General features: G+C 63.9%; 26 protein-coding genes. 20 read left to right on the top strand and 6 right to left on the bottom strand.

Translation table 11 applies throughout. The features are described from left to right. Window positions 1–79 precede the first annotated feature (79 nt). The 3 genes from J7573_RS12275 to J7573_RS12265 all read right to left on the bottom strand — a co-directional run bounded on the left by J7573_RS12275 (window position 80) and on the right by J7573_RS12265 (window position 4,920). A complete protein-coding gene (locus J7573_RS12275; RefSeq protein WP_294335073.1) occupies window positions 80–2,947 on the bottom strand; it encodes a DUF6543 domain-containing protein in 2,868 nt (955 codons plus the stop codon). Window positions 2,948–3,022: 75 nt separating this feature from the next. Further along, entirely contained in the window at window positions 3,023–3,364 is a 342-nt protein-coding gene (locus J7573_RS12270; protein WP_294335071.1) for an EscU/YscU/HrcU family type III secretion system export apparatus switch protein, read from the bottom strand. Beyond that, window positions 3,361–4,920, bottom strand: a complete 1,560-nt coding sequence (locus J7573_RS12265; protein ID WP_294335070.1) for a flagellar hook-length control protein FliK — start codon at window positions 4,918–4,920, stop codon at window positions 3,361–3,363. The genes J7573_RS12270 and J7573_RS12265 overlap by 4 nt, the downstream gene beginning before the upstream one ends. A gap of 132 nt (window positions 4,921–5,052) precedes the next feature. On the opposite strand from J7573_RS12265, the gene ccmA reads away from it, so the two are divergent. The 18 genes from ccmA to J7573_RS12175 all read left to right on the top strand — a co-directional run bounded on the left by ccmA (window position 5,053) and on the right by J7573_RS12175 (window position 18,911). Next, complete coding sequence (gene ccmA / locus J7573_RS12260; protein ID WP_294335068.1) at window positions 5,053–5,685, top strand: cytochrome c biogenesis heme-transporting ATPase CcmA; 633 nt, start codon at window positions 5,053–5,055, stop codon at window positions 5,683–5,685. Beyond that, complete coding sequence (gene ccmB, locus J7573_RS12255; protein WP_012273477.1) at window positions 5,682–6,350, top strand: heme exporter protein CcmB; 669 nt, start codon at window positions 5,682–5,684, stop codon at window positions 6,348–6,350. Before ccmA ends, ccmB begins: the two co-directional genes overlap by 4 nt. Before the next feature lie 43 nt (window positions 6,351–6,393). After that, a complete protein-coding gene (locus J7573_RS12250; RefSeq protein WP_294335028.1) occupies window positions 6,394–7,161 on the top strand; it encodes a heme ABC transporter permease in 768 nt (255 codons plus the stop codon). Beyond that, window positions 7,158–7,334 carry a heme exporter protein CcmD gene (gene ccmD, locus J7573_RS12245; RefSeq protein ID WP_103446517.1) on the top strand — a complete coding sequence of 59 codons (177 nt, stop codon included), beginning with the start codon at window positions 7,158–7,160 and terminating at the stop codon, window positions 7,332–7,334. The genes J7573_RS12250 and ccmD overlap by 4 nt, the downstream gene beginning before the upstream one ends. Next, complete coding sequence (gene ccmE, locus J7573_RS12240) at window positions 7,331–7,786, top strand: cytochrome c maturation protein CcmE (protein ID WP_294335024.1); 456 nt, start codon at window positions 7,331–7,333, stop codon at window positions 7,784–7,786. Before ccmD ends, ccmE begins: the two co-directional genes overlap by 4 nt. A gap of 11 nt (window positions 7,787–7,797) precedes the next feature. After that, window positions 7,798–9,771 (top strand): heme lyase CcmF/NrfE family subunit, encoded by a 1,974-nt coding sequence (locus tag J7573_RS12235; RefSeq protein WP_294335351.1) that lies wholly within the window; start codon window positions 7,798–7,800, stop codon window positions 9,769–9,771. After that, a complete protein-coding gene (locus J7573_RS12230; RefSeq protein ID WP_152958871.1) occupies window positions 9,768–10,304 on the top strand; it encodes a DsbE family thiol:disulfide interchange protein in 537 nt (178 codons plus the stop codon). The genes J7573_RS12235 and J7573_RS12230 overlap by 4 nt, the downstream gene beginning before the upstream one ends. Continuing rightward, entirely contained in the window at window positions 10,301–10,777 is a 477-nt protein-coding gene (locus tag J7573_RS12225; protein ID WP_294335022.1) for a cytochrome c-type biogenesis protein, read from the top strand. Before J7573_RS12230 ends, J7573_RS12225 begins: the two co-directional genes overlap by 4 nt. After that, window positions 10,770–11,960: a c-type cytochrome biogenesis protein CcmI gene (gene ccmI / locus J7573_RS12220; protein WP_294335021.1), complete on the top strand. Its 1,191-nt coding sequence runs from the start codon at window positions 10,770–10,772 to the stop codon at window positions 11,958–11,960. The genes J7573_RS12225 and ccmI overlap by 8 nt, the downstream gene beginning before the upstream one ends. 12 nt (window positions 11,961–11,972) lie before the next feature. Then, the gene (locus J7573_RS12215; protein WP_103446523.1) at window positions 11,973–12,392 is read left to right on the top strand and encodes a hypothetical protein; all 420 of its coding nucleotides are present in this window, start codon (window positions 11,973–11,975) and stop codon (window positions 12,390–12,392) included. A 99-nt stretch (window positions 12,393–12,491) separates the two neighbouring features. Continuing rightward, the gene (locus tag J7573_RS12210; protein WP_294335018.1) at window positions 12,492–13,430 is read left to right on the top strand and encodes a 2-hydroxyacid dehydrogenase; all 939 of its coding nucleotides are present in this window, start codon (window positions 12,492–12,494) and stop codon (window positions 13,428–13,430) included. Window positions 13,431–13,477: 47 nt separating this feature from the next. Further along, complete coding sequence (locus J7573_RS12205) at window positions 13,478–14,266, top strand: PhzF family phenazine biosynthesis protein (protein WP_294335016.1); 789 nt, start codon at window positions 13,478–13,480, stop codon at window positions 14,264–14,266. 78 nt (window positions 14,267–14,344) lie between these two features. Beyond that, on the top strand, window positions 14,345–14,752 hold the full coding sequence (locus J7573_RS12200; RefSeq protein ID WP_294335014.1) for a GFA family protein: 408 nt from the start codon (window positions 14,345–14,347) through the stop codon (window positions 14,750–14,752). 97 nt (window positions 14,753–14,849) lie between these two features. Beyond that, window positions 14,850–15,791, top strand: coding sequence for a DMT family transporter (locus J7573_RS12195; protein ID WP_294335012.1), 942 nt, complete (start codon window positions 14,850–14,852; stop codon window positions 15,789–15,791). A 39-nt stretch (window positions 15,792–15,830) separates the two neighbouring features. Continuing rightward, window positions 15,831–16,169, top strand: a complete 339-nt coding sequence (locus J7573_RS12190) for an FKBP-type peptidyl-prolyl cis-trans isomerase (protein WP_012315472.1) — start codon at window positions 15,831–15,833, stop codon at window positions 16,167–16,169. A 313-nt stretch (window positions 16,170–16,482) separates the two neighbouring features. Beyond that, complete coding sequence (locus J7573_RS12185) at window positions 16,483–16,794, top strand: hypothetical protein (protein ID WP_294335006.1); 312 nt, start codon at window positions 16,483–16,485, stop codon at window positions 16,792–16,794. A gap of 215 nt (window positions 16,795–17,009) precedes the next feature. After that, on the top strand, window positions 17,010–17,672 hold the full coding sequence (locus tag J7573_RS12180; RefSeq protein ID WP_294335004.1) for a histidine phosphatase family protein: 663 nt from the start codon (window positions 17,010–17,012) through the stop codon (window positions 17,670–17,672). 45 nt (window positions 17,673–17,717) lie between these two features. After that, window positions 17,718–18,911, top strand: coding sequence for a D-amino acid dehydrogenase (locus J7573_RS12175; RefSeq protein WP_294335002.1), 1,194 nt, complete (start codon window positions 17,718–17,720; stop codon window positions 18,909–18,911). A gap of 100 nt (window positions 18,912–19,011) precedes the next feature. Here the strand turns inward: J7573_RS12175 and J7573_RS12170 are convergent, their stop codons facing one another. From J7573_RS12170 to J7573_RS12160, 3 genes are all read right to left on the bottom strand, one after another. Beyond that, window positions 19,012–19,740, bottom strand: coding sequence for an aspartate/glutamate racemase family protein (locus J7573_RS12170; RefSeq protein ID WP_294335001.1), 729 nt, complete (start codon window positions 19,738–19,740; stop codon window positions 19,012–19,014). A gap of 16 nt (window positions 19,741–19,756) precedes the next feature. Then, window positions 19,757–21,289 carry an NCS1 family nucleobase:cation symporter-1 gene (locus tag J7573_RS12165; protein WP_294334999.1) on the bottom strand — a complete coding sequence of 511 codons (1,533 nt, stop codon included), beginning with the start codon at window positions 21,287–21,289 and terminating at the stop codon, window positions 19,757–19,759. Window positions 21,290–21,747: 458 nt separating this feature from the next. After that, window positions 21,748–22,185 carry an Lrp/AsnC family transcriptional regulator gene (locus tag J7573_RS12160; RefSeq protein ID WP_294334996.1) on the bottom strand — a complete coding sequence of 146 codons (438 nt, stop codon included), beginning with the start codon at window positions 22,183–22,185 and terminating at the stop codon, window positions 21,748–21,750. A gap of 133 nt (window positions 22,186–22,318) precedes the next feature. Here J7573_RS12160 and J7573_RS12155 point away from each other — a divergent pair, with 133 nt between their 5' ends. Both J7573_RS12155 and J7573_RS12150 read left to right on the top strand, forming a co-directional pair. Continuing rightward, window positions 22,319–23,215 (top strand): DMT family transporter, encoded by an 897-nt coding sequence (locus J7573_RS12155; RefSeq protein ID WP_294334994.1) that lies wholly within the window; start codon window positions 22,319–22,321, stop codon window positions 23,213–23,215. Between the two features lie 33 nt (window positions 23,216–23,248). Next, on the top strand, window positions 23,249–24,175 hold the full coding sequence (locus J7573_RS12150) for a class I SAM-dependent methyltransferase (RefSeq protein ID WP_294334992.1): 927 nt from the start codon (window positions 23,249–23,251) through the stop codon (window positions 24,173–24,175). Window positions 24,176–24,313 lie beyond the last annotated feature (138 nt).

The following is a 24,313-nucleotide window of genomic DNA, read 5'->3' as shown; positions in this document are numbered from 1 at the left end:
AGGATGAGCGGGTGAGGGGGGGAGCGGTGGTAGATATCTATCGGGCCTGCTGTAACGGGCGGTCGAAGCTTGCCTGTTGTCAATAGCCCTGGGCGTTCCCTGCATTAGCCACGTCTTCAAGAGGCAGTAGCCGTAGCTCTGCGCGTTGCAGGGCTGAAACGTCTATGAGCGCCTCGTGGTAAAAGGCGGGAATGTTCGCCAGATCCGCCAACTGCCTGTAGGTATAGAGCGCTGGCAGGCGTTGATCGATCACGTGGTTGAGCACCGCAGGGCCTGTCAGCTGGTTGAGCTGGCGAGTGTAGGCCTGGAACGCAGCTTCGCTATGCCGAGCGGGCTTGGGGGCCCGGTAGAAGTCCTGGCCCTCTGGGGTGAGGTAGCGATTGAGGATCTCGTCGGATATATCATTCAACACCGGATTGAAAGCACGGCTGCCGATCATGCTGGTGTTGTAGCTTGTGTACATCCCCAGCTGTGCGTTGCACACCGGACTGCGCAGCAGCAGGCCGTCGATGGGGGTATTCAGTGCTACACCGTCGATTCTGGCGCGCGGCAGCCCGCTCGAGGGATCAGGCTCGGTCAACAGGTGATCGTCCATGTCCAGGTAGATCCCACCTTCACTGTGCAGTATCCGATAGCGCAAGATGTCCGAGGCCGAAGAAAAATTGGACGCCACGCCGCCATTTCCGTTGATTGCCGCCTGATACTGTTCGAAGTACTCGCTTACCATGAACTGGCTGTAGAAGGTCTGATGCTCCAGGGGGGCAACCTCCAGGCCTTTCTGCATGCGGCTTTGCAGCAGGACCATGTTACGTTCGAATGCCTGCGGATCAGCCTTGGAAAGGTACAGTTTCAGCCTGAAGTCGCTGTTGCGCAGCACGTTGACATTGTTGTCCAGCGCATTCAGGTAGTCCCCGGCAATCATCCGGTCGCCCACCCAGATATGAAATACCTGCCTGGGGACGGGCATCCCGGGCTCGTTGCCGAGCGCATCCAGGTCTAGCGGCAGTTGCAGGTCTATACCCAGGGCGCGCAGCGTTCGCGAACGTGTGGCCGGGCTTGTTTCACGGGAAGGTTCGGTATCGGGTACCAGTCGACTGGTTTCAGGGCGAAGCGGGTCGGCGGTGGCGACGTAATGCTGGGCACCCCGTGTTCCATCGGCATGCTTGAGCACGAAACTGTCTTGGCTGGCATCGTAATAGAGCGCTTGAAGGCCATTCCCGACATCGCCCCTCAGTTCGTCGCCTGTGCCAAATGCCCGAAAGCGCGTGACGCAGTGGGCAATGTGCGGGTCGGCACCCGGGCTGGCGGCGGCCGTCTCCTCGCCGACTTCAGCCAGTTCGCGGAAGAAGGGCGTCATCGCCGCACCTGGCAGGTGAGGCGGTGTTACCGGGCTCAGTGGGTAGCCGATTCGACCATTGAGCCTGACGGGTTTGATGAAGCCCAGCGGGCGGCTACCGAACAAGGTTTTGCTCGCGCTCACTCCCCGAGCGAGCCCGGGGGCGGCATTCAGCAGGCCGAAAACGGCTTGCTCGGCGCCTTCTTCCTGCTGTTCCAATGGCTTGTCGTTGAGCATCTGGTCCAGGCCGACACCGAATTGCGCGGCGCCGGCGATGGCCAGCAGAGGAACGAGTTCGGGGGCCAGCAGCAGAAACGGCGTAAGCAAGTTCATGGTCAGGTAGAAGTAGCCACGCCAGGCTGCTTTGGTTACGTCACTATCGCGGGCAATCAGGTAGTCGCCATCGCTTTGGCTACGTAGTCGCTGCGCTTGCGCGAAGGCCGTGAACACGTCGTTTTCGATCTGTGGGCTGTAGGTGTCGGCCTTGTAATTGATCAAGGCATGCGGGTTCCAGACTCTCGCCAACCGGTAGACGGAGGTTGCCGGCAGGATGTTGTGGCGAGGCGGCCAGGCCGCCATGCCCTGAAGAATGGTGGCCAGCCCGGAGCGGGTGAGCCGGTCGGCAATGTCACTGGCGCAGAAGTGTGCGAGCAGTGCGGCACGCTTGCTGGCATCACGACATTGCCTGGCCAGCCAGGTGCGCATGGCGCTGATACTGGCGAACTCATGAAGGGGGCTGGTGTTGCCAGGTAGGTACAGCAGGGTCAGGCCGCTGCTGGCGTCGCTCAGGCAAAGGATATCGCTCGAGCGGTAACCATTGATACTGAGCATCCTGGCGATGACGCCGTTGTTGCTGAGCCTGCTGTCGTGGTGCCAGCGCGCGACGCCTGCAGCGCGCCATGCCAGGCTGCGCCCGCGCTCGCTCAGGTTGCCTTGCTGTGTTTGTCGGTTGCAGGCGGCCAGGAAGGCAATGCGTGAGCTGACGATATAGTGGTTGAAAGCGTGCCCCCAAAACGTTTCAAGCTGGCGTTTGTACACCTCATGAAAATCCAGCTTCCAGATGAAGGCTTGGAATGCCGCGGCGTCGAACTGGACAAAGGTACTGGCGTCGTAACGCAAGGGTTGACTCAGGCGGAAGAGCCCATTGAAAACGGTAGAGACCTCGATGTCGTGCCACAGGCCGGCTTTGGGCAGTTGTGCGACGATTTCAACCTGGCTTGTGCCAAACGCTTTGGCCCAGGACTGCCGGCCGTGCGGTAGCTGAAGTTCGGGCAATGCACCAAGCAGGTCGAGCGCACCGGTCAGTGGGTTCACGGCCAGCTGGAACGCTTGCTGCACGGTCAGTGACAGCGCGCGGTCCTGCCAGTTGGTCAGTAACGCCTCGGTCATGGTCATCTGCTCGGCCACTTGTGCGAGCCAGCCTCGACCGGGGATGAGTCTGCAGTGCAGGGTAATGGCAAGCGTCTGGTCGGGGTCGAGGTCCAGTTGCTGCTGGCGGGCCCAGCCGAGGATGGCATCTCTGGCGTATCGATCCGGGCGAGGTACGTGGGTGAGCACCTGTTTGAAGAAGTTTTTGCCGGTTTGGCCGACAGGGGGCTGGCGCTTTCTCATGATCTGCTCTGCAATCTTGCCACTTTGAAAAAAGGCAAGGTTGGGCGCAGGCGGGTGGCGCAGGGTGGTAGATAGCTACCGGTTGTTGCTCGGTGGCAGCAGGGCGGTTTGTGGGGTAACGTCCCTGCAAGCATAGGCTTCGTCGTCGAAACCAGCAGGTACCTTGCCCCGCAGTTGCCAGGCAAAGGCAATGATTTCGGCAATGGTCAGGTAGAGCGCTTCAGGGATCTGCTCACCCAGATCAAGGCGCGCCAACAGGCGCACCAGTTCGGCATTTTCGTAGATCGGCACTTCATGTTCGCGGGCCAGTGCCAGAATCGCCTCAGCCAGTTCGTCATCGCCTTTGGCCGTCAAGGTCGGGGCTTGCTGGCCGTCATAGCTCAGGGCAATGGCCTGTCGCGGTTGCTTGTCGATCATGCAGTTTCGTCCACCCAGCGTTGTTCCACCCGCGTACGCGGGCCCTGTGGCGGAATGCCGGGGTGGCATTCCAGGTCACCGACCTCCAGGCCACGGGCCAGCAGGCGTTCGCGCAGAGCGCCGAGCTGGCTGTCGATCAGCCGCGCGGTCTGCTCGCGCTCGGCCCACAGCTGGCCGGACAGGCGCCCCTGAATCAGTTGTGCCTGGACTTGCAACGGGCCCAGAGGGGCAAGATCAAAGGCCAGGTCGATCCGCCATAGCGCCTGCAGCGGGTCTTGCTGCTCGCGCTGCTGACGCTCGGCCTGTTGTTCCGGGGTTTCTTCGCGCTGCAGCTTCACTTGCAGAGGGATGAACTCCTGGCCGTGGCGGACGGGTATTTCGGTTTGCCAGGTGGTCTGCAGGTTGCCGTTATCCAGCGTGCCGGATTGCTGCAGGCTGCTCAGGGCGTGGCTCTGCAGGCGCGAGATGGCAGCGGCGGCCAAGCGCAGCAATTGTTGCAGGTCGCCTTCGTTTTCCATGGCCTGCAGCAACCGTGATGGCAGCGGGAATGCGCCTGGCGGTGTCCTTGGGCTGACCCGGTCGAGCATGCCTAGTGCGCTGCGGGCAATGGCCGGCAGCGCCTGGGCCAGTGTGCTGGAGGCGGTCACCGGGTTGGCCGGCGCGTTGACCGAGGCCTGCGCCACCAGCCGCACCAGTTGTGCCTTGAGGTCGGTGGCCACGCTGGCGCTGAGGCCGCCGAGCAACTTGGCCTCGAGAAAGGCGCCGCTGTTGTTCAAGGCCTGGGCAAGCGCCTTGCCATCACTGAGTTGGCGGGCATCCGGCAGGCTGGCCAGCAGGTTGCTGGCGGTGCTGCGCAGTTCACCGTCACTGCCCGGGCTGTTGGCAATCTGCTGCAGCGCACCGAGCAGGCCGGGCAGGGAGGCCTGGCGGCCCTGCTGGGTAAGCAGCTGCTGGGCAATGTTCAATTGCTCCTGGCGACCGCTGAGTGGCACAAAGCGCAGTGACTGGTCGCCTTGCACCAGGGCGCTGAGCAGGCTGCCGATCGGCAGTGGGCGCGGGCTGTCGATGGTCAGCGTGGCGCCGGCCTGGGCAGTGTTGAGCAGGCTGACCAGCGAGCGGAAGCTGGCCACTTCGCCCGCCGCTTGTGGCAGTGGCTGGTTGGTCAGGACCTTGCCCTGCAGCAGGGTGCCGATTGGCACCTTACTGGTGTCGAGTTGGGTGAGGGTGGCGACGTTACTGGCGCTGGCCTGCTGCACCATGACAGCCAGGCGGTTGCTCTCGGGCTGGCTGACGGTGAACTGACTGCCTTGCGCGAACGGCTGGCTGGCAGTGGCCTGGACCTGGGTCTGGTTGCCGCTGGCCTGAATCACTTGCAGCACCAGCTGGAAGGTACTGCCGCTCTGGCGCATCGCCAGCACTTCGGCCTGGGCGGTTTCGCCGGGCTTGAGCAAACCGGGTTGGGCCTGGGTCAGGCTGAGCAGCTCACCGGTCAGCTGGGCCTTGATCGCCTGCGGATTGATGGCGGTTTGTGCGCCGAGACTATTGATTTCAGTCATGATTGTATACAACCTGTGGAGCCCGCCCTCTTGGCAGCGTGGCAGCACATGTAATAATGCCTGCCGCCTGTCACTGCCAGTATAACGGCAGCGAGTTGGGCGACTTGAGAAGCATATAGATAAGGCGAATCCGTGACCCTTCACCTCCAAGCCGTGGGCCTGGCCTGCGAGCGCGACTGGCGCCTGTTGTTCGAGCACCTCGATTTCGAGCTGCGCCCCGGCGACATGCTGCAGATCAGCGGCCCCAACGGCAGTGGCAAGACCAGCCTGCTGCGCCTGTTGGCCGGGCTGATGCAGCCGACTGCCGGGCAGATCCTGCTGGGTGGCCAGCCGCTCGGCGACCAGCGCCATGCCCTGGCCAGCATCCTGCTGTGGATCGGCCACGCGGCGGGCATCAAGGACCTGCTCACGGCGGAGGAGAACCTCACCTGGCTCTGCGCCCTGCACCAACCGGCGTCTCCCGAAGCCATCTGGTCGGCACTCGAAGCGGTCGGCCTGCGCGGTTTCGAAGATGTCCCCTGCCATACCCTGTCCGCTGGCCAGCAGCGCCGTGTGGCCCTGGCCCGGCTGCACTTGGACAGCCCGCCGCTGTGGATCCTCGACGAACCCTTCACTGCCCTCGACAAGCAGGGCGTGGCCCAGCTTGAAGCGCACCTGGCCGCCCACTGCGAACAGGGCGGCACGGTGGTGCTGACGACGCACCACACGCTGGAACGCAAGCCAACCGGCTACCGGGAACTCAATCTGGGGCAATGGGCGGCATGAGCGTATTCATCCTGTTGCTGCGCCGAGAAGCGCGCCTGCTGTTCCGTCGCCCGGCCGAGCTGGCCAACCCGCTGGTGTTCTTCGCCATCGTCGTGGCGCTGTTCCCACTGGCGGTGGGGCCGGAAAGCCAATTGTTGCAAACCTTGTCGCCTGGGCTGGTCTGGGTCGCGGCCTTGCTGGCCGTGCTGCTGTCGCTCGACGGCCTGTTCCGCAGCGATTTCGAGGACGGCTCGCTGGAGCAGTGGGTGCTGTCGCCACACCCGCTGGCCCTGCTGGTGCTGGCCAAGGTGCTGGCGCACTGGATCTTTTCCGGGCTGGCGCTGGTATTGTTGGCGCCATTGCTGGCGCTGATGCTGGGTTTGCCCAGCCACTGCCTGCCGGTGCTGCTCGGTTCACTGCTGCTGGGCACGCCGGTATTGAGCTTGCTGGGCGCTGTTGGCGCTGCGCTGACGGTCGGTCTCAAGCGCGGTGGTTTGTTACTGGCGTTGCTGATTCTGCCGTTGTATATCCCTGTATTGATCCTGGGCAGTGGTGCGCTGCAGGCGGCATTGCAGAATATGCCTGCCACCGGCCATCTGCTCTGGCTCGCCAGCCTGACGGCCCTGGCGGTCACCCTGGCGCCCTTTGCGATAGCGGCCGGCCTGAAGATCAGCGTCGGCGAATAACGAGTCCCGGGCTCCCAAGCCCGGCTAATACCGGATGTACCTGATGAAAATGAGCTGGACGTGGTTCCACAAACTGGGTTCGCCGAAATGGTTCTATGCCATCAGCGGCCGCATGCTGCCATGGCTGGCCGTTTCCGCCGTGCTGCTGCTGGTCACCGGCGTGATCTGGGGCCTGGCCTTCGCCCCCGAGGACTACCAGCAGGGCAATAGCTTCCGCATCATCTATATCCACGTGCCGGCGGCCATGCTGGCGCAGTCCTGCTATGTACTGCTGGCAGTGGCTGGCGTGGTGGGGCTGGTGTGGAAGATGAAACTGGCCGATGTCGCCCTGCAATGCGCAGCCCCCATCGGTGCCTGGATGACCGCCGTGGCACTGGTCACCGGGGCTATCTGGGGCAAGCCGACCTGGGGCAGCTGGTGGGTCTGGGACGCACGGTTGACGTCGATGCTGATCCTGCTGTTCCTGTACTTCGGCATCATTGCCCTGGGCCAGGCCATCAGCAACCGCGACAGCGCGGCCAAGGCCTGTGCGGTGCTGGCCATCGTCGGTGTGATCAACATTCCGATCATCAAGTACTCGGTGGAATGGTGGAACACCCTGCACCAGGGCGCGACCTTCACCCTCACCGAAAAACCGGCGATGCCGGCCGAGATGTGGCTGCCGCTGCTGTGCACGGCGCTGGGTTTCTACTGCTTTTTCGGTGCCGTGCTGCTGCTGCGCATGCGCCTCGAAGTGCTCAAGCGCGAGGCGCGCGCCAGTTGGGTCAAGGATGAAGTGTTGAACAGCCTGGGGCGGAGGGCCGCGCGATGAGTTTCGCTTCCTTCGGCGATTTTCTCGCCATGGGCCATCATGCCCTGTATGTCTGGTCGGCCTATGGCATCTGCCTGGCGGTGCTGGCGCTGAATGTCGCTGCACCGTTGCTGGCCCGCCGTCGCTACCTGCAAGATGAGGCGCGCCGTTTGCGCCGGGAGAACCACCAGTGAATCCGCAACGCAAGAAACGCCTGTTCATTATCCTCGGCCTGCTGGTCGGGGTTGCGGTTGCCGTCGGCTTTGCCTTGAGCGCGCTGCAGCAGAACATCAACCTGTTCTACACCCCGACCCAGATCGCCAACGGCGAGGCGCCGCTGGACACGCGCATCCGTGCCGGCGGCATGGTCGAGAAGGGTTCGGTGCAACGTTCCTCCGATTCCCTCGACGTGCGCTTCGTGGTCACCGACTTCAACAAGTCGGTGCCGATCACCTACCGCGGCATCCTGCCGGACCTGTTCCGTGAAGGGCAGGGCATCGTCGCACTCGGCAAGCTCAATGGCGACGGCGTGGTGGTGGCTGACGAAGTGCTGGCCAAGCACGACGAGAAGTACATGCCACCCGAGGTCACCAAGGCCCTGAAGGAAAGCGGCCAGGCGGCCAGCGGTGCGGGGGCCAAGCCATGAACGCGGCACTGGTGATTCCCGAACTCGGCCAGTTGGCGATGATCCTGGCAATCTGCTTCGCTGCCGTGCAGGCCACGGTGCCGCTGCTGGGGGCCTGGCGGGGCGACAGCCTGTGGATGAGCCTGGCGCGCCCGGCTGCCTGGGGCCAGTTCACCTTCCTGGTCTTCGCCTTTGCCTGCCTGACCCACGCCTTCATGACCGACAACTTCTCGGTCGCCTACGTGGCCAGCAACTCCAACAGCGCCTTGCCGTGGTACTACAAGTTCAGTGCCGTCTGGGGCGCCCACGAAGGCTCGTTGCTGCTGTGGGCACTGATCCTCGGGGGCTGGACCTTTGCCGTGTCGATCTTCTCGCGGCAACTGCCGCAAGTCATGCTGGCCCGCGTGCTGGCAGTCATGGGCATGATCAGCGTCGGCTTCCTGAGCTTCCTGATCATCACCTCCAACCCGTTCCAGCGCCTGCTGCCGCAGGTGCCGACCGATGGTCGTGACCTCAACCCGTTGCTGCAGGACTTCGGCCTGATCGTCCACCCGCCGATGCTGTACATGGGCTATGTGGGCTTCTCGGTGGCCTTCGCCTTCGCCATCGCCGCGCTGCTCGGCGGGCGCCTGGACGCGGCCTGGGCGCGTTGGTCGCGGCCTTGGACCATCGTCGCCTGGGCCTTCCTCGGCGTGGGTATCACCTTGGGCTCGTGGTGGGCCTACTACGAACTGGGCTGGGGTGGCTGGTGGTTCTGGGACCCGGTGGAAAACGCCTCGTTCATGCCCTGGCTGGTGGGTACCGCGCTGATCCACTCGCTGGCGGTGACCGAAAAACGCGGGGTATTCAAGAGCTGGACCGTGCTGCTGGCGATTGCCGCTTTCTCGTTGAGCCTGCTGGGGACCTTCCTGGTGCGCTCCGGGGTGCTGACCTCGGTGCATGCGTTCGCCGCCGACCCGGCGCGCGGCGTGTTCATCCTGATCTTCCTGCTTTTCGTGGTGGGTGGCTCGCTGACCCTGTTCGCCCTGCGCGCCCCGGTGGTCAAGAGCCAGGTCGGCTTCGCCCTGTGGTCGCGTGAAACCCTGCTGCTGGCCAACAACCTGATCCTGGTGGTGGCGGCTTCGATGATCCTGCTGGGCACCTTGTACCCGCTGGTGCTCGATGCCCTGACCGGGGCCAAGCTGTCGGTCGGCCCACCTTACTTCGATGCCCTGTTCCTGCCGCTGATGGCGCTGCTGATGGTGGTGCTGAGCGTGGGGGTGGTGGTGCGCTGGAAGGACACCCCCGGCAAGTGGCTGGCAAACATGATGACCCCGGTGCTGATCGGCAGCGCGGTGCTGGCGCCGATCGCCGGCTTGATCGTCGACGACCTCGACTGGCCGGTCCTCAGCGCTTTCGCCCTGGCGGCCTGGGTGGTGCTCGGCGGGCTGCGTGACATCGTCGACAAGACTCGCCACAAGGGCCTGGCCAAGGGCGTGCTGGGCCTTTCCCGCAGCTACTGGGGCATGCAGCTGGCGCACCTGGGCCTGGCGGTGTGTGCCCTGGGCGTGGTGCTGTCGAGCAACAACAGCGCCGAGCGCGACCTGCGCATGGCGCCGGGCGAGAGCGTCGAGCTGGGCGGTTACCACTTCCTGTTCGAGGGCGCCAAGCACTTCGAGGGGCCGAACTTCATCTCCGACAAGGGCACCATCGTGGTCACCCGCGACGGCCGCGAAGTGACCACCCTGCACCCGGAGAAACGGCTGTACACCGTGCAGCAGTCGATGATGACCGAGGCCGGCATCGATGCCGGTTTCACCCGTGACCTGTACGTTGCCCTGGGCGAGCCGCTGGAGAACGGCGCCTGGGCGGTGCGCGTGCATATCAAGCCTTATGTCCGCTGGATCTGGCTGGGCGGTCTGCTGACCGGCCTGGGCGGGTTACTGGCGGCCTTCGACCGGCGCTATCGCGTCAAGGTCAAGACCCGGGTGCGTGAAGCCCTGGGCGTGTCTGGAGCTGCTGCATGAAGCGTTGGATCATGGTCGTGCCACTGGCGGTATTCCTGCTGATGGCGGTTTTCCTCTACAAGGGGCTGTTCCTCAAGCCCGACGAGCTGCCATCGGCGATGATCGGCAAGCCGTTCCCGGCGTTCGCCCTGGCGTCGACCCAGGGTGACCGCAACCTGACCCAGGCCGACCTGCACGGCCGGCCAGCGTTGGTCAACGTGTGGGCCACCTGGTGCCCATCGTGCAAGGTCGAACACCCGTATCTGAACCAGCTGGCCCAGCAGGGCGTGGTGATCCACGGCATCAACTACAAGGACGACAACGCTGCCGCGCAGAAGTGGCTGGCCGAGTTCCACAACCCGTACCAGCTGGATATCCGCGACGAGCAGGGCAGCCTGGGCCTGGACCTGGGCGTGTATGGCGCGCCGGAGACCTTCCTTATCGACGCCAAGGGCATCATCCGCTACAAGCACGTCGGCATCGTCGATGCCGACGTGTGGCGCGAGCAGCTGGCGCCGCTGTACCAGGGCCTGGTCGACGAGGCCAAACCATGAGGCGCTGGCTGGCAGCCGCCGTGCTGGGCTTGAGCCTGGCCGGCGTGGCCAAGGCGGCCATCGATACCTACCAGTTCCGCGATGACGCCGAGCGCGAGCGTTACCAGCAGCTGACCAAGGAACTGCGCTGCCCCAAGTGCCAGAACCAGGACATCGCCGACTCCAACGCTCCGATCGCCGCCGACCTGCGCCGCGAGATCTTCCGCATGCTCGGCGAAGGCAAGAGCAACCAGCAGATCGTCGACTTCATGGTCGACCGCTATGGCGATTTCGTGCGCTACAAGCCGGCGCTCAGCGGCCGTACCTGGCTGCTGTGGTTCGGCCCGGGCATCTTGCTGGCCGGTGGATTCGTGGTGCTGGCGGTGATCGTCCGCCGTCGCCGTGGCCCGGCGACCCAGGCTGCGCAGGAACTGTCCGTCGAAGAACGCGAGCGTCTCGCCAAACTGCTGGAAAAAGAACAGACCCATGACTGAATTCTGGCTTAGCGCGGGCCTGCTGCTGCTCGCCGCCCTCGGCTTTTTGCTGATCCCGATCCTGCGTGGCCGTCGCCAGCAGCAGGAAGAAGACCGCACCGCGTTGAACGTCGCCCTGTACCAGGAGCGCGTCGCCGAATTGGCCGCCCAGCAGGCCGCCGGCGTGCTCGACGAGGCGCAAATGGCCAAGGGCCGCGATGAGGCGGCCCGTGAGTTGCTGGCCGACACCGAAGGCGCGGAAGCGGCGCGCCAGGGTCACCTGGGCAAGGCCCTGCCATTGCTGGCGGCCGTACTGGTGCCTGCATTGGCGCTGGGGCTGTACCTGCACTTTGGCGCGGCGGACAAGGTCGAGCTGACCCAGGAGTTCGCCGCCGCACCGAAGACCATGGATGAAATGACCACGCGCCTCGAACGTGCCGTGCAGGCCCAGCCGGACTCGGCCGAAGGCCTGTACTTCCTTGGCCGTGCCTACATGGCTCAGCAACGCCCGGCCGACGCGGCGCGGGCCTACGAGCGTGCCGTCGCCCTGGCCGGTCGCCAGCCCGAGCTGCTGGGCCAGTGGGCCCAGGCGCTGTACTTCGCCGCAGACAAAAAATGGAGCCCGCAGGTGCAGGCGCTGACCGACGAAGCGCTCAAGGCCGACCCGAACGAGGTCACCAGCCTTGGCCTGCGGGGCATCGCCGCCTTCGAGGGCGAGCGCTACCAGGAAGCCATCGACTACTGGAACCGCCTGCTGGCGCAATTGCCTGAAGGCGATGCCTCGCGGGCGGCGCTGCAAGGTGGCATCGACCGCGCCGCAGAGCGCCTGGGCAGCACCGGCAGCAAAGCGCAGGCCACCACGGCAGCCCGCCTGAAGGTGCGGGTGGAGCTGGCAGCGGCGCTCAAGGACAAGGTCAAGCCTGACGACACCGTGTTCATCTTCGCCCGTGCCAGCAACGGCCCGCCCATGCCGCTGGCGGCCAAGCGGGTCACTGTGGCGCAATTGCCGCTGGAGGTGGAATTGTCCGATGCTGACGCTATGCTGCCGCAGATGAAACTGTCCCAATTCGCCGAAGTCCAACTGGTTGCACGCGTATCGCGCGCCGGCCAGCCGACCCACGGCGAATGGATCGGCCAGGGCGCGCCGCTGGCCAATACCACCCAGGCCACCCAGCACCTGACCATCGACAGCCCCGACCAGTAAGAGAACAACGCCATGCACAGCACCGTCCGCCTGACCCTAATCACCCTGGCCCTGGGGTTGTCCGCGTGTACGGCGCATCAACCGTATGAGCAGCCGTCGCCGCCGATCGAGACAGCGCCACCGCACCAGGGGCCCGCGGTGAAACCGTTGCCAGGTGGCCAGCCGTCGACCCAGCCGAGCAAGCCGGCTGCGATCCCCAAGCCGATGCCGCGTACCTCCGCCAGCTTCGCGCCACCGCCGGGTGGCGCCAGCCACTGGGACCCCAAACTCGGGGTGTATGTGCTGGAGAACAAGACCAATGTCTTTTACCGGCAGCGTACCTACTACCGCTATGACAATGGCTGGAGCTGGTCGCTGAACCCGGACGGCCCATGGCAGGAAACCGACAGCAGTGGTGTGCCTGGAGGGCTGGGGCGCGCCTACGGGCAGTAATCCGTAAGCCGGTACAGTACAGTTTTGGCTGGATATTTCAGTTGACTGTACTGGTCGGTGACTCCGCATAATGCCCCTTCGAATTGACTCGGAGGTGGCATGAGCAAGACAGTCCTGGTACTGGTAGAAACCGTCGATGACTATCTGCCATTACTCGAAAAGGCCGGCTACCGCCTGATTCGTGCTCCCTCCCCGCAAATGCGCGCTGACGCCATCCAGCGCCATGCCGGCCAGATCGACGCCGTGCTTACCCGAGGCCCGCTGGGCCTGACCGCTGCTGAAATCGCCGCCTTGCCCAAGCTGCAGATCATCTGCGTGATCGGTGCTGGCTACGAGCAGGTCGACCTGGCCGCCGCTGCCGCCCGTGGCATCACCGTCACCAATGGCGCCGGCGCCAATGCCGCGGCAGTCGCCGACCACACCCTGGCCATGCTGCTGGCGCTGTTGCGCGACATCCCTCGCGCTGACGCCAGTACCCGTCGTGGCGAGTGGAACCGGGTGATCAGCCCGTCGGTCAGCGGCAAACGCCTGGGCCTGCTGGGCCTTGGCGCGGTTGGCCAGGCCATCGCCCAGCGCGCCAGCCTGGGCTTCGACATGAACATCAGCTATCACAGCCGCACCCCGCGAATGGACGTGCCTTACACCTGGTACGACAGCCCGTTGCACCTGGCAGAGGCCGTCGACATCCTGGTCGTTGCCACCCCCGGTGGCGCCCGCACCCGCCACCTGGTCGATGCCCAGGTGCTCGAGGCACTGGGCGCGGAGGGTTACCTGGTGAATATCGCCCGGGCCAGCGTGGTCGACACCCAGGCGCTGGTATCAGCCCTTGAACAAGGCCGGCTCGCCGGCGCCGCGCTCGATGTGTTCGATGACGAACCCTTCGTGCCAGATGCCCTCAAGGCCCTTGGCAATACAGTGCTCACTCCGCATGTGGCCGGCCAGTCGCCCGAGGCCGCTCGCGACACCGTGACCCTGGTGCTGCGCAACCTGCAGGCCTTCTTTGCCGGCGAACCGGTGCTCACGCCGGTCCGCGCGTAACTCTTTAATTACCCACCCGGCATTGCCCGGATCACAAGGAGCGTTAGATGCAACTCGAAATCTTCCAGGTCGATGCCTTCTCCGCCGAGCCTTTTGGTGGTAACCCGGCGGCGGTGATCCCGCTGCAAAGCTGGCTGCAGGACGATGTGCTGCAACGCATCGCCGAAGAGAACAACCTGTCGGAAACAGCCTACTTCGTGCGCAATGGCGAGGCCTTCGACCTGCGCTGGTTTACCCCCACCGTCGAAGTCGACCTGTGCGGCCACGCCACGCTGGCTTCGGCCTACGTGCTGTTCGAACAACTGGGCGAGCAAGCCGAAGTGCTGCGCTTCAACACCCGCAGTGGCGAGCTGCGGGTCAGCCGTGGCGCCAACGGCCTGCTGGCCATGGACTTCCCGGCCAAGCAGCCGCAAGCCGTGGACGTGCCAGCCGGCTTGCTGGAAGCGCTGGGCCTGAGCGCGGCCAAGGCCGTCTACCGCTCCGACGACTATGTGGTGGTGGTCGATGACGCCGCGCTGCTCGACCCGCTGAAGCCCGATTTCGTCGCCCTGTCGGCATTCGACGTGCGTGGCATCGCGGTCACTGCCGCCGGCCGTGGCTACGATTTCGTCACCCGCTGGTTCGGCCCGCGGGTCGGCGTCAATGAAGACCCGGTTACCGGCTCTGCGCATACCTCTTTGGCGCCGTTGTGGGCCGAGCGACTGGGCAAGTCGTCGCTGAGCTGCGAGCAGGGCGGGGCGCGCAAAGGGCAATTGCACTGTGAAGTCCCGGGCAATGGCCGGGTGATCATCAGCGGGCGTGCGGCGCTGTACCTGCGCGGTAGCGTGTTCATCTGACCGGCCGGGTGGGGCTGCGGGCGCTGTGGTGTGGGGCCCGATCTATACTTGCTGACCCAACCTGCAAGGAGCCCCATCATGACTTTGGAAAAAAGCGGTAGCTGCCTTTGCGGTGAAACCCGTCTGCGGGTCACTGTCGACAATACTCACGTCAGTGCCTGCCATTGCAGCATGTGCCGCAAATGGACCGGTGGCCCGCTGCTGGTCGTGGATTGCAGTGAAGTGCCACGTTTCGAGGGACGGGCACCCGCAGTCTACGACTCCTCCGAGTGGGCCCAGCGTGGTTTTTGCAGCCGTTGCGGCACGCACCTGTATTACCGGCTCAAGGGCAAAGAGCACTTTGCGGTGCCTGTGGGCCTGCTGGACGGCGACGAGGCCTGGGATTTCGACCTGCAGATCTTCGTCGAGCAGAAACCCGCCTGGTATTGCTTTGCCAACCAGACCACGGAACTGACGGGCGAAGAAGTGTTCGAGCAGTTCGGCTGAGCCATTCCCCACGGGAATGCCTGCATGCGCAAAGATCCTTTGCCGCCGGCCCTGCACAGCGTTAGCCTGCGCGCATCCACGAACAGGAGCGGAAAGCGTGAAGCGCGGTGTGATGTATGCCGGCGGGGCCGGTGCGTTATGGGGCATGGTACTGATGGTTCCGGAGCTGTTGCCGGAGTTCAACCCGATGCTGTTAAGCAGCGTGCGCTACGGGATGGTCGGCCTGATCTCGTTGTTGCTGGCGGTGCCGATGGCCCGGCAGCTGCGCCAGCTGACCCTGACGGACGGCTGGATGCTGCTGCGCCTGGCAGTGGTCGGCAACCTGCTGTACTTCATCTGCCTGGTGGCGGCGATCCAGCGCCTGGGCGTGGCACCTGCCTCGCTGATTGTCGGTGTGTTGCCGTTGACCATCACCCTGTATGGCCGCAACGACAGCGGCGCAGTGCCGATCCGGCGGCTGATCGGCCCGCTGGCGCTGATCCTTGCCGGAATGCTGTGCATCAACCTGCAGACCTTTGCCTTCGCCCCGGGCGATATCGGCGACAAGCTCATGGGGCTTTTCTATGCCTTGGCTGCACTGGCCTGCTGGACCTGGTACGCGGTGCAGAACAGTCGTTATCTCAAGCAGAGCGGGCATTTCGACAGCCACCAGTGGTCCGTGCTGATCGGCGTGCTGACCGGCTTGAGCAGCGTGCTGATGGTGGCTGCCCTGGCGATGTGGCAGCCGCAGCAGCTGCAGGTCGAGGCACCGATGGCGCGCTGGTGGCTGTTCTGGGGCGCTTGCCTGGGTTGCGCGGTGCTGGGTTCGTGGTTGGCCACGGCGCTGTGGAATGCTGCGTCCAAACGCCTGCCGTTGACCTTGAGCGGGCAGCTGATCGTGTTCGAGACCCTGTTCGCGCTGTTGTATGCCTTCCTCTGGCGGCAGGCCGGGCCAAGCCTGCTGGAAGCGGCGGCGATCATGCTGGTGATCGGCGGGGTGTTGTGGTCGATGCGTCAGCATGGATCACCACGCGAGCTTGCCAAACCGGTGCATTCCTGAGAAAAGGTCGCCCTTGAATTTCAGCGTTGGAGCCTGCCCATGAGCAGCGAACTGCAGATCACCGACCTCGTCGAAGGCGACGGCAAAGCCGCCGTCAAAGGCGCCCTGATCACTACCCAGTACACCGGCTGGCTGGCCGACGGCAGCGAGTTCGACTCGTCGTGGTCGCGCGGCAAACCGTTCCAGTGTGTGATTGGCACCGGCCGCGTCATCAAAGGCTGGGACCAGGGGCTGATGGGCATGCGCGTGGGCGGCAAGCGCAAGCTGCAGGTGCCGGCGCATCTGGGGTATGGCGAGCGTAGCGTGGGGGCGATTCCGCCGAATTCGGACCTGACCTTCGAGATCGAATTGCTGGAAGTGCTGACGCGGGATGATTGAGTAGTTCACGTCCTACAGTGGGCGGAAAAGGACTACACAATCTGTTGACTTGCATCTGATTGTGGTGCTTTCTGCGGACGGTTACCCTTGCAGCACTCAACGAGTCAAGAGGGTGGCATGCCCATGAAATCGCATTTTTCGTCGAAAGTAATCCGTGAAGCGAACGCTCTGCTGGTGGCTTCGGGTGGCCGAATGGAAATACCTTTGCCGCGGGAGCTAGCAGGTGTCGTCACCAGTACCCGTAAAACCCGTTCGGAGCTGAACGCGGCGTTCGAAAGTGCTTACACACGTTTACGCAAGGAGTAACAGCCTCATGGCTGACGGCTGTTACAACCACATCTACTCGGTCCTAGTGGAAAGTGATCAGGATACGCTCGGGATCATTGCCTACGCGCTGTACAAACGACAGAAAATTGAGTTTCGCAATCAGGCGAGCCAACTGGTTCAAGGCTTTCTGGATGCATCAATTGCCACCCAGGCGTCTGAACTCGATCGTTATTACTCCGATAAGGCCAGCATCGAAATCAGAAATGCCAAACCCGGCTTTTCTCGTGTTCTTTACCTGGAGTCTGAACCAGGGGCCGAAACAGGTGATCGAGCAGGTCTTCGATGTGGTCATCACTGATTCGCACTCGACATAATTCGGCAACACTCCTGCTCTAACGTAATCGTTGCCTAGGGAACGGCATCCACACTCAAGGAGGAACCAAACGGGTTGCGGACACTCTGAGTCCTGCTCGTTGCCAAGGATGGCGATCACTTATACGGATGCCTTGCGGCATAGGCCGCGGGGCAATGTGGCGGGTATCCAGATACCTATTGCCACAAGAGCCTGCCTACATGAAGTTGCCTTCTTTCTTTCGACGCCGCCGCCACCTGTTGCTCAGCCTGGCCCTCGTCGCTGCGGCTGTACCGCTGACACTGGAAGTGGTCGAAAGCCGTGCTCAACCGGTCGACGGCACCCAGACGCTGGTATTCCTGCGCCATGCCGAAAAGCCCGGTGAAGGCCTTGGGCAACTGAACTGCCAGGGGCTCAACCGCGCGCTGGACCTGGCCACCTTGTTGCCGGAGCGTTTTGGCAAGGCGGATTACGTATTCGCGGCCAACCCCTCGCGGCACGTCGAGGAAGGCAGTCAGAACCAGAGCTACAGCTACATCCGCCCGCTGATGACCATTACGCCCAGCGCCATTCGCCTGGGGTTGCCGGTCAATATCGACTTCGGCGCCAACGACACCGACGAGCTCGCCGACGAACTGCTCAGCGAGAAATACCGTAATGCCACCGTTTATACCGCCTGGTCCCATGGCTACTTGCCAGAGCTGATCAACGCCGTGGCCGGCAAGGCGCTGGGCGATGATCGGGTGATCACCAAGGACTGGAGCGGCGACGATTTCGATACCCTCTACGTCCTCACCCTGACCTGGCACGATGGCAAGGCCAGCCTGCTCAGCCGCAACGTCCGCCAGGGCCTGAATGGCGGTGCCCATAGCTGCCCGACCTGATCCGCTGTTACTGTCCTGGCAGGGAAGCCACGACAGGGAAGCGCAATGACGCAACGGGTGACGGTAATCGGTGGTGGCGTGGTCGGCCTGGCGACGGCCTATGCGCTGGTGCGCGAAGGCCTGTCGGTGGTGCTGGTCGAGGCGCGAGACCAGTTGGCCTCGGCGACCAGCTTCGCCAATGGTGGGCAGCTTTCCTATCGCTATGTGGCGCCATTGGCTGATGCCGGTGTGCCGTGGCAGGCGCTTGGCTGGCTATTGCGGGGCGACTCGCCGCTGCGCCTGCGTGTGCGCCTGGACCCCGCACAATGGCGCTGGTTGCTGGCGTTCATGATGGCTTGCCGCGGCAGCGTCAATCGCCGCAATGCCGCACAGCTGCTGGAGTTGGCCTTGCACAGCCAGGCCACCTTGAAACGCTGGCGTGAAGACGACGGCCTGAGCGATTTTGCCTGGCGGCAGAACGGCAAGCTGGTGGCCTTTCGCAGTGAGCGGGCGTTCGCCCATGGTCGTGAACAGTTGCTCGACCCCGGCAATCAACGGGTGCTCGGCGCCAGCGAAGTCAGGGCGCTAGAACCGGCATTGGCGGATTCGCCCTTTATCGGCGCCGTGCTGACGCCTGACGAAGAAGTCGCCGATTGCCATCGTTTCTGCGAGCGGCTGGCGGAGCGTTTGCGTGCGTCCGGGCAGTGCCGGTTCCTGCTGGGGAGCCCGGTCACGCGCCTGATCAGCCGTGATGATCAGGTGGTGGCACTGCAATTGGGGCACGAGCAAATGGACGTCGAGCGCCTGGTGCTGTGCGCCGGCCATCGAAGTGCCGGGTTGGCGCTACCGGGGCTGCGACTGCCGGTCTACCCGCTCAAGGGTTACAGCCTGACGGCAGCGATCACAGCGGAGCATCGGGCACCGGAGGTGAGCATTACCGACTACGAGCGCAAGATCGTCTATGCACGGCTCGACCAGCAGCTGCGGGTGGCGGCGATGGTGGATATCGTCGGCTACGACGAAACGGTAGATGCGCGCAGGCTCGACAGCATGCGTCGGCAGGCGCTGGAGACCTTGCCACGGGCTGCGGATTACGCAGCGGCGGTGGAGTGGGCGGGGATGCGGCCGGCGACGCCGACCGGGGTGCCTATCGTGGGGGCCTCAGCCTACCGTAACCTGTGGCTGAACCTGGGGCATGGGGCCTTGGGGTTTACCTTGGCCTGTGGCAGCGGGGAGCGGCTGGCCCGATTACTGTGTTGACCTCTTCGCGGGCACGCCCGCTCCCACAGGTACTGCACAGCTTTCAAGATCTGTGCGATTCCTGTGGGAGCGGGCGTGCCCGCGAAGAGGCCGGTACAGTCTAGCGCCCGAACTTCATCGGCCAGCCCACCACTTTTTTCGCCCGCGGTGTGGCATAGGTGCGCACCTTGGAGGTGCTGAGCCCCATCCGTACCAGCGACTCGGCTATGGTCACCGCCGCACTCACGCCATCGACCACCGGCACCCCGGTACGCTGGCGAATCTGCTCATCCAGCCCGGCCATGCCGCCACAGCCCAGGCAGATCACCTCGGCCTTGTCGTCACGCACGGCACGTTCGGCCTGCTCGACGATGGCCTCCACCGCGCGTAGCGGGTCTTCTTCCAGTTCCAGCACAGCCAGGCCACTGGCCCGCACCGAGGCACAACGGTCATACAGCCCGGACAGCTTCAGGCGGTCTTCGATCAGCGGCACGGTGCGGTCCAGGGTGGTCACCACCGAATAGGCGTGGCCCAGGTACATGGCGGTGCTGGCGGCGGCATCGGTGATATCCACCACCGGCACGTTGAGCAGCTCCTGCAGGCCTTCGCGGCCATGCTCGCCGTAGCCGGCCTGGATCACGGCATCGTAAGGGCCGTCGTAGGCCAGCACCCGGTCCATCACGGCGATGGCGGCCAGGTAGCTCTCGAAATTGCCTTCCACCGATTCGGCGCCGAACCAGGGGGTCAGGCCGATGATTTGCGTACCGGGCGCGGCGACGCTGCGCGCCTGCTCGGCAATGGCCTCGGTGATGGCTTCGGTGGTGTTGACGTTGGCGATCAGAATACGCATGGGCAGTCCTCCTTGATCAATGGCTGCTGTGGTCGACGGCGATGCACTCGCCGCTGACATCGTGGTATTGGCGGTTGCGCGGGGCGATCAGCAGGTACACTGCGGCGGCGATGCCGGCGCCGATCAGCCAGGAAAACGGCGCAATGCCATGGAAGTTCGGCACCAGCGCCAGGATGATGGCCAGCAGCGCAGAGGGCACGAAGGCAGCCACGGCGCGCAGGTTGATGCCCTTGCTGTAGTGGTAGGCGCCGGTCGGGTGCTCGGTGTACAGCTCCGGCACGTTGATGCGGCCTTTGCGCAGCAACCAGTAGTCGGCCATGATCACCCCGTACAGCGGGCCGAGCAGGGCGCCCAGGCCGGACAGGAAGTACACGATCACCAGTGGGCTGTTGTAGAGGTTCCAGGGCAGGATCAGCACCGCCAGGGTCGCGCTGATCAGCCCGGCGCGGCGGAAGTTGAGGTGACGTGGCGCCAGGTTGCTCAGCACGAACGCCGGTGCGACGAAGTTGGCCATGATGTTCACCGCCACGGTGACGATCAGGAAGGCCAGGCAGCCGAGCACCAGGAACGGCGTGCTGGGGATGCTGGCGACGATCTGGGTCGGGCTGTCGATGATCTGGCCGTTGATCTGGAACTGCGCGCCGCACAGCACCACGGTGATCATGGCGAATACCAGGATGTTCACCGGCAGGCCCCAGAAGTTGCCGACGCGGATGGTCTTGCGGCACGGCGAGGAGCGGGCGAAGTCGCAGAAGTTCAGCACCAGGGTGCCGTAGATCGCCAGCCATAGGGCGCCACCGGCGAAGATGTTGCGCCACATCTCATAGCCGGTCAGCGGTTCGGCCACCGACCAGGCGATGCGCGCATCGGCCCTGAAGTACATGAACACCGCCAGGCTGGCCACGGTCAGCAGGATCACCGGGCCGGCGAAGGCCTCGTAGCGGCGGACCATCTCCATGCCGTAGGCGAGGATCACCAGCTGCACCAGCCAGATCGCCACGAAGCACACCCAGCCCAGGCTCGACAGGCCAAGGATGCTGTCGTGGTCATAGGCAGCGACCTGCGGCCACACGGCGGTGAGCAGCACGCGCAGCACCACCGAGGCCAGGTAGGTCTGGATGCCGAACCAGGCGATGGCGATGACCGCACGGATCAGCGCCGGGATCTGCGCGCCATGGATGCCGAAGGCGATGCGGCTGATCACCGGGAACGGTACCCCGGTCTTCTGCCCCATGTAACCGGACAGGTTCATGAAGAAGTACACCAGTGCCGCGCCGATCGCCAGCGACAGCAGGATCTGCCAGCCGCCCAGGCCAAGGGCGAACAAGCCCATGGCGAAGGAGTAGTTGGCAATGTTGTGCACATCGTTGGTCCACAGCGCAAAGATGCTGTAGCGGCCCCAGCGGCGGCCTTCGATACGGGTGGGCGCGAGGTCGCGGTTATGCAGGCGCGGGCTCAATGCGAGTGGCGGCATCTCGCCTGCAAGGGTGGAAGAGGGGCTGGTGCTGGCGACGGATAGTTCAGGGGCAAGGTCGAGGCTGGTACTCATTCCGGCAGGCTCCTGATGCACGTGGACTGCGATGAGCGGGCATGCGCACGGGCTCGCCATCTCGTCGGTGCAGCTTGGCATCACTGGGTTCTGGGCGCGGCGGCCGGTGTTGGGCCGGCGTCGCGAGTTCTTGTGTATTTATGTTTCGTAGGATTTGTATACAAAACACGGACACACAAAAGCGAGTTCCATGCCAGGGAAAAAGCGAGTCTCAGGTGGCCACTAATTTGAATCTAAGCAGTTGAAAATTAAGTTGATGAAATAAAGGAAGTATAAGTTGACCAAATGAACAGGTTTAATTTTTTAGTTGCCTGATTAGTTGATCATTTGGTCAAAATTAGTTGCACGGGATGTGTAACGTATTGGGGCGTTACCTGGAAAAGTGCACACAAAAATGGCACCTATGGTGACATTCTTGTGCACAAAAAATAGTCAGTATCCCTTTCGAATGGATACACTCAGTCCATCGGCGGCAACCGTCGCTTCACCGGGGTCTTCTTGATGATTGCGGTGTTGGTATCGGCCAGCACATTGATGCGGTCGAGCAGGGTATCGAGCTGCTCCATCGAGCGCACATGCAGCCGTGCGATGAAGCAGTCCTCGCCGGTGACCTTGTCGCACTCGGTGAACTCGGGGATGGCGATGATCTGCCGCTCCACTTCCTGCAACTGCCCCGGCAGCGGGCGAATGCGCACGATCGCCTGCAACTGGTAGCCGAAGCTGCGCGGGTCGATATCCACGGTGTAACCGCGCAGCACGCCGCGTTCTTCCAGGCGGCGCAGGCGCTCGCTGACGCTGGGGGCAGAAAGGCCGCTGATTTGCGCCAGCGCCTTGAGCGAGCGGCGTGAGTCTTCCATCAAAGCATTGATCAGCAGTTGGTCGATGGCGTCGGTCATGCTTACCTCATCAGGCAAATCGGGAAAGTTGCCTTGATAGTAAAGGTGAACGGGCTGATCTGCCTTGGTTATCAGCTGGAAGGTGCACGGCGACCCTCCGCATACTATGGCCATCATCCAAGGGAGGTTTGAGATGGACAGTTCATTGCGCCGTGGCTCGCTGGAAATGGTCGCCGCCATGCTGATTTCCGGGACTATCGGCTGGTTCGTGCTGGTGTCGGGGCAGCCGGTGCTGGAAGTGGTGTTCTGGCGCTGCGTGTTCGGGACCGGCACCTTGCTGGCGATCTGCGCGGCGTTCGGCTTTCTCAAACCGGGCGTGATCACCCGGACGGCATTCCTGCTGGCCATCGCCAGCGGGGTCGCCATCGTCGGCAACTGGGTGCTGCTGTTCGCCTCCTACTCGCGGGCGTCGATTGCCATCGGCACGGCGGTGTACAACGTCCAGCCGTTCATGCTGGTGGGGCTGGCAGCGCTGTTCCTGGGCGAGAAGATCACCGCCGCCAAGGTCACCTGGCTGAGCGTGGCATTCCTTGGCATGCTGGCGATCGTCAGCGCCCATGGCGCGGGGCAGGCCAGTGGGGAGGACTATTTGCAAGGCATTGGCCTGGCGCTGGGCGCGGCGTTCCTCTATGCGATTGCCGCGTTGATCATCAAGCGGCTGAAAGGCACGCCGCCCCACCTGATCGCGCTGATCCAGGTCGCCACCGGGGTACTGCTGCTGGCGCCGTGGGTGAAGCTGGGCGGGCTGCCTGGCGAGCCGTCGGCCCTGGCCAGCCTGGTGACCCTGGGCATGGTCCACACCGGCTTGATGTATGTGCTGTTGTACAGCGCCATTCAACGCCTGCCGACGGCGTTGACCGGTGCGCTGTCGTTCATCTACCCGATTGCCGCGATCCTGGTCGACTGGGTCGCCTTCGGGCACCGCCTGGCTCCGTTGCAGTGGCTGGGGGTGGCGTTGATCCTGCTGGCGGCAGCGGGCATGCAGCAAGGCTGGTGGTTCCGTTCTGCACAAGTGCCGGCCAAGGGGTAGAATGGCGGCCTTTTCACTTGCTTGCGACCCGCCATGACTTCGCCGATCCACACCCTCGAACAGCACTTGCTCGCTGCCCTTGACCCTGCCCCTGCAGAAACCCGTCGGTTGTTCCATGGCCGCGGCCGTTGCTGGGAAGGCCTGGAGCAGGTCACGGTGGACTGGTTGCAGGGTGTGCTGTCGGTGGCGCTGTTCCGCGAACCGCCAGAGGGCCAGCTGGGCGAGCTGGAAGCCATGCTGCGCAACCTGGCCGCACACCCGCAATGGACCGGCCAGGCAATCCTCATCCAGCACCGTTACCTGCCCGACAGCCCGGGTCAATGGCTGCTGGGCGAGCCCTGCCAGCAGCGCGAAGTGGTCGAGGATGGCCTGACCTACCTGCTCGACCTGGGCGTGCGGCAGAACAATGGCCTGTTCCTCGACATGCGCTACGGCCGGCGCTGGGTACGTGAGGAGGCGGCGGGCAAGCGCGTGCTCAACCTGTTCGCCTATACCTGCGGCTTCTCGGTGGCGGCGATTGCTGGCGGTGCCGAACAGGTGGTGAACCTGGACATGGCCAAGTCGGCGCTGTCGCGGGGGCGCGATAATCATCGCCTGAACGGGCACGATGCGTCGCGGGTCGCCTACCTGGGGCATGAGCTGTTCAAGTCGTGGGGCAAGGTGCGCAAGTACGGGCCTTACGACCTGATCATCATCGACCCGCCGACCTTCCAGCGTGGCAGCTTCGTGCTGACCCAGGATTACGCCAAGATCCTGCGGCGACTGCCGGAATTGCTGAGTGAAGGTGGGACGGTGCTGGCTTGCGTCAACGACCCGGGGATCGGGCCGGAGTTTCTGATCGAGGGGATGGCCGAGCAGGCGCCATCGCTGGTTTTCGTCGAGCGGCTGGAGAATCCGCCGGAGTTTCCGGATGTGGACCCGGCAGGCGGGCTGAAGGCCCTGGTATTCCGCCAGGTTTGATGTTGCCTGTGCCGGCCTCTTCGCGGCTAAAGCCGCTCCCACAGGTACAGCGCAGGGCCCTGGGAGCGGCTTTAGCCGCGAAGAGGCCGGCACAGGCAACATCAAACCTGGCGGAATACCAGGGCCTTCAGCCCGCCT

This window comes from Pseudomonas sp., assembly GCF_017744435.1.
In the GTDB taxonomy this organism is placed as follows: domain Bacteria; phylum Pseudomonadota; class Gammaproteobacteria; order Pseudomonadales; family Pseudomonadaceae; genus Aquipseudomonas.
The sequence above is the reverse complement of the archived record's forward strand: the minus strand, read 5'-3'. Positions and strand labels throughout refer to the sequence as shown.